The sequence below is a fragment of the Haematospirillum sp. 15-248 genome (genome assembly GCF_012102665.1).
In the GTDB taxonomy this organism is placed as follows: domain Bacteria; phylum Pseudomonadota; class Alphaproteobacteria; order Rhodospirillales; family Rhodospirillaceae; genus Haematospirillum.
Genome location: NZ_JAAVTF010000026.1, coordinates 1 through 2,929 on the forward strand (window position 1 = coordinate 1; position 2,929 = coordinate 2,929).

At 48.4% G+C, this 2,929-nt stretch carries 5 protein-coding genes; 3 read left to right on the forward strand and 2 right to left on the reverse strand.

The window, feature by feature from the left end:
• Positions 1–177: 177 nt before the first annotated feature.
• Both HEQ72_RS11150 and parA read right to left on the reverse strand, forming a co-directional pair.
• On the reverse strand, positions 178–396 hold the full coding sequence (locus HEQ72_RS11150; protein WP_209316249.1) for a chromosome partitioning protein ParB: 219 nt from the start codon (positions 394–396) through the stop codon (positions 178–180).
• A gap of 28 nt (positions 397–424) precedes the next feature.
• Entirely contained in the window at positions 425–1,072 is a 648-nt protein-coding gene (gene parA, locus HEQ72_RS11155) for a ParA family partition ATPase (RefSeq protein ID WP_168023418.1), read from the reverse strand.
• Positions 1,073–1,427: 355 nt separating this feature from the next.
• On the opposite strand from parA, the gene HEQ72_RS11160 reads away from it, so the two are divergent.
• The 3 genes from HEQ72_RS11160 (at position 1,428) to HEQ72_RS11170 (ending at position 2,786) form a co-directional block, all read left to right on the forward strand.
• Positions 1,428–2,108 (forward strand): AAA family ATPase, encoded by a 681-nt coding sequence (locus HEQ72_RS11160; RefSeq protein WP_168023419.1) that lies wholly within the window; start codon positions 1,428–1,430, stop codon positions 2,106–2,108.
• Positions 2,109–2,110: 2 nt separating this feature from the next.
• Positions 2,111–2,389, forward strand: coding sequence for a hypothetical protein (locus HEQ72_RS11165; RefSeq protein WP_168023420.1), 279 nt, complete (start codon positions 2,111–2,113; stop codon positions 2,387–2,389).
• 115 nt (positions 2,390–2,504) lie between these two features.
• The gene (locus tag HEQ72_RS11170) at positions 2,505–2,786 is read left to right on the forward strand and encodes a hypothetical protein (protein ID WP_168023421.1); all 282 of its coding nucleotides are present in this window, start codon (positions 2,505–2,507) and stop codon (positions 2,784–2,786) included.
• Positions 2,787–2,929 lie beyond the last annotated feature (143 nt).

Sequence of the window (2,929 nt, forward strand, 5' to 3'; positions counted from 1 at the left end):
TACGGTCGAGGTGAAAGACATACCAAAACCGGCAAAGGCAAAACAGAAAAAGCAAACGGCCTGAGATAAGCCGCAAAACAGAAGGGCCACACACGTTGTGGCCCTTGGTTCTTTTGTAGAAATGGCGGTGATCCGGCAGTACGTATTTAAGCAGATTTTCATATACTCAAATTATCATCAGCTCATATCATCAATTGATGCGACCATTTCACGAAGGATATCCGAAACGCTGCGCCCAGTCCTTGCTGCGTGAATTTTCAGCTTAGTATGCTCGATGCGGTCAAGCTCAAAGTTGACCCGAACGGTGTCTGTTCTTTCCGCAAGGTCGGACAGGGTTGGTCCCGCCTTTGTTGCACTGGGACGCCCGGCGACGATACCCAATCTTGATTTACTCATATCATCTCCTCCTTATCTGATTTCTTCCTTATATCGCCGGAACCGGGGTTTCGATGAGCGCCCGCACCTCTGCTGTCAGCGCCCGCATTTCTTCAGCGGCCTCACCGTTTGGATCCTGATCAAGAGCCGTCATGCCACTTGCCGCGCTGCCGGGATAAATCACACGCTGTGTAATACGTGATTCAAGAACCGGTAGCTCGTAACCCAAAAGAATATCCGTAACTTCTGCACCGATACGCGTTCCCTTGATCGCACGCGATATCACGAAGGCGGCCTTGAGCCTGCCATCTGTTATTTCGATGCGCTGCTTAACCAAGTCAACAAGGTCAGAGGTTGCCCATATGTCGTAAGGCGATGGCTGGACAGGAACAAGAACAAAGTCAGCTGCCTTCATGGCTGAAACAGCCAGATCATGAGCCTGCGGTGCGCCATCAATAACAACGTAGTCCTTGCGGGCGACACTTTTGAGATCCCGTTCGATTGTAGGGCGATCAATACCAACGACAGGAAGAGGCTGATCATCACGTACCGCTGCCCAGTCCCGTGCGCTGCCCTGCGGATCAGAGTCAACGAGAAGGACATCTGCCCCCCCAAGCTGAAGGGTACGGGCAAGATGGGTGGCAATCGTTGTTTTACCTGCCCCGCCTTTTTGGTTCAGTACGGCGATAACATACATGTGCGCCTCGTGAGTTGGTGAGTTTAAAAGTAATTACTCTATTAACGTATGGCAAGATGATTAATTAAGTAAAAGCATTTTTTGATTATCTACGTCTTATGAGTAAATACACACGTCGTAAAAACGGCCGTTTTTACGACGGGGGAAATGTTTTGGGTGCCAAATAGGATTACAGCCCCAGCCCTGGGTGCCGGAACTCAAGAAATCGATATTCCCGTACTTCCTTATAAGCCCCCATATATATCTATTAGAAACTAGCGTGATTCTTATCTGATATCAAAATCATTTCCCATTGATCTTTTTTGGAAATCAGGACTATATCTTATAGCCGCATTGATATCAGGAGGATTTCAGAATGATTGTTGTGGTTGGAGGGATAAAAGGCGGGTCAGGTAAAACGACTGTTGCCACAAATCTTGCAATTATTCGTGCCGCAGCTGGTAAGGACGTGCTTCTGGTTGACGCAGATGATCAAGAGACATCGACGGACTTCACCGCTTTGCGAAATGAATCCCTAGAAAAGGGTGCAGGCTATACCAGCATCAAATTAACGGGTGCAGCCGTCAGAACGGAAATCCAGAGGCTGGCCAACAAGTACGATGATATCATCATTGACACAGGCGGGAGAGACACGACAAGCCAACGCGCAGCCCTCACTGTAGCGGATACGGTGCTTGTGCCATTTGTTCCCCGTTCCTTTGATGTATGGACACTTGAGCGCATTGGGCAGCTTGTCGAAGAAATGCGGGCGGCTAATCCGACCCTTGTCGCCTATACCTTCCTGAACAGAGCCGATCCTCGTGGGCAAGATAATGATGCAGCTGCCGAGGTATTGCAGGAAACGGGGGCGCTCATCTTTATTGATACGCCCCTTGGCGGGCGAAAAGCATATAGCAATGCTGCTGCTCATGGGCTTTCTGTTGTGGAGTTGAAGCCAGCAGACCAGAAGGCAGTAGAAGAAATCATGAAACTACACCGATTTGTTTTTGATATCAAAATAGCATCAAAAACAAATCAAGAAGCTATGGAGGTGTAGTCATGGCTATCGCCAGAAAGCCGCAGAAAACAGAGGTCGGGTCAGGCGTTGATGTGGATGCTCTTATTAACAAAGGGGGCAGTGTTGCCCAAATCAGTCAACCCGTATCAGATGTGACGTTACCTGCTGAAAAGCAGGTGGCTTTGCGTATCCCTGTGAACATGCTTGGTGGCATAGACAGCAGACTCAAAAAGCGTGCTGTCCGCATTCCCCGCCATACATGGATTCTTGAGGCGATAGCCGAAAAACTGGAGCGGGAGGAGCAGGGTCAAATAACATGATCCTTTGTGCGGCTGGAAAGCTGCCATCAGCAATGTATTTATCGTGTTGGTTGTTCTGGATTTGTTAAGCTTTGTTACGACGGCATAACCTGAACGAGATGGAGACAGTGGTAGTATGGCAAAAGCAGCTGGAACGCTTTGCAAGAAAGAGGCAGATAATGATGAAGATGTCATTATCGCTCGGGTTATCGCACCGAGACATCTTTGGAACAAGGTACGTGTACACGGTATAATGCAGAAGAAGACCCTGCCTGAAATCTGCACAAGAAGCCTTGAGTCATACTTGCTTGTTCATGAACACAATGACCTCAATAAATTCCTTTTGTCTGCCAAGAAGATGAACATCGGCTTGTGGGACTATGTTGTTCACCTCCTTGAAGAAGCAGAAAAAAAATAACGTTTCTGCGCTGAATGCATTTCTGACGCCATGCCGATACCACCCGGCATGGCGTTCTGATTCAGACCGTTTGCTTTTTCTGTTTTGCCTTTGCCTTTGCCTTTGCTTTTGCCGGTTTTGGTATGTCTTTCACCTCGACCGTG